Below are 1,841 nucleotides of genomic sequence, written 5' to 3'. Positions count from 1 at the left end.
TGCGTTCGGATCCCCGCAGCGCTCAATGTATTCTTCGATCATCATGGCATCCTCGACGCAGACTATGGGCAATGCACCTGAGCCGGCGCCTTCGCGGCGGCATCGCCGAAGGCGATCATGGGTTCGTCGAACTTGACCACGACTTGCCGGACCTGCGTGACCTTGCCTTGCGGCGAGACGCTCACCGTCCGGGCGGCGTCTGCGCGATGCGTCGCGCCGAGAAAGCCTATTGCCAGCAATGAGACGGCAGCGGCCGAAGCCAGCGTCCAGGTTTGTTTTTTTATGACGCTGATCATCAAATGCGCTCCGGGAAAAGCCAAAACCGCTGGCGATTTTACCGGAGCCTTACGTTAAGCTAAGCATTTGTTTCCATCGTGCGACAAGATTTGATGATTGTTTGCATCGGGTGCGCGTTGTTACGTGAAGATGCTATGCGGGTTTGGCGTCGGCGGGGATATGGCGGCGGCTGACGCGGCGCCAGTACAGAAACAGACCGATGCCCGCCACGCCCAGGCTCACCGAATTCGCGACCCAGAACCCGCGCGCGCCTTGTAGCGATTCAGGCGCAAAACCGCCTACATTGAAGCCAAGCAAATACCCGCCGCCCAGCCCGATTCCCCATAACGCAACGGCGTAGATGACCGTCGGCACGACGGCGACCTTGTAGGCGCGCAGCACGAAGGCCGTGGTGATCTGGAGTGCGTCGAAGAGGTGGTAGAACACCACGATTGCGAGCAGCGGCATGGCTGCGGCAATGACCTGCGCGTCCGGCGTGTAGGCCATCAGCACGTAGGGCCGCAGCACGAACAGCGCGACGCCATATACAACAGCGATCCCGCACGAGAGCGCGATGCCGTGCCGTGCGAGGGAACGGGCGGCATCAAAATGTTGCGCGCCGATTGCCTGCGAGACGAGCGTGGCGGAGGCTACGCCAATGGAGAGCGGCGTCATGTACAGCACCGCGCCGATGTTCCCGGTGATCTGATGCCCGGCCAGTGTCGTCGTGCCGAAGTGCGAGATGAAAAGCGCCATGAACGTGTACGACGTCACTTCGATGAGATAGGACAGTCCCATCGGAATCCCGAGCTTGAGGAGCGCCTTCTGGCGTCGCCAGACGGGCCAGCAAAAGCGCGAGAAGATGCCGAACGGCCGGAAGAATCCGACGCGTACGAGCACCGTCATTCCGACGATCGCGATCAGCCAGTTGATCAGCGTGCTGGCGATCGCGCAGCCCGGGCCGCCAAGCGCCGGCATGCCGAAGCCGCCGAAGATGAACCACAAATTGAGCGGCACCTTCACCACCAGCGCGCCGACTTGCAGGAACATCACGAGCCGCGGTTTGCCGACCGCATTGGTCAGCGAGCTATAGACGCGAAACGCGAGACTCGCGGGCAACCCCAGCGACAGGATGCGCAAATAGGAGAGGGTGCGTTCGTGCAGGACGGGTGGGGCATCGGCGATGCTCAGGAGCGGTTGCGGGAAGTACAGGCAAACAAAGCCGATCACTGATAACACCGCCGCCAGCCACAACGCCTGGCGCACTTCCTCGCCGATCTCGGCTTCCTGCCGCGCGCCGAACAGTTGCCCGGCGATTGGCTGCAGTGCTGTGAGAATGCCGGTCAGGCCAATGTAGACGGAAATGTATATCGATGAACCCAGGCCGAGCGCGGCGAGATCGGTCGCGGAGAAGCGGCCGACCATGGCGGTATCGATCACGCCGAACGCGATGATCGCCAGTTGCCCGATCAGCACCGGCCACGCCAACGCGGCGATCTTGCGGACGTCCGGCCACATGGTCAGTTCGTGCCCCGGCGCATCGAGCGGCCGGTTCCGCCCGTCAA

Annotated in this window: 1 protein-coding gene and 1 pseudogene; both read right to left on the bottom strand. The window is 62.4% G+C overall.

Features of this window, described 5'->3' with window-relative positions; genetic code table 11:
• Positions 1-68 precede the first annotated feature (68 nt).
• A pseudogene (locus ACRXB1_RS35415) lies at positions 69-296 on the bottom strand (hypothetical protein); the annotation flags it as partial.
• Between the two features lie 133 nt (positions 297-429).
• The gene (locus tag ACRXB1_RS35410; RefSeq protein ID WP_449494699.1) at positions 430-1,794 is read right to left on the bottom strand and encodes an MATE family efflux transporter; all 1,365 of its coding nucleotides are present in this window, start codon (positions 1,792-1,794) and stop codon (positions 430-432) included.
• Positions 1,795-1,841 lie beyond the last annotated feature (47 nt).

This window comes from Caballeronia sp. M23-90 (assembly GCF_053574605.1).
This window is presented reverse-complemented; position numbering and strand designations above follow the sequence as displayed.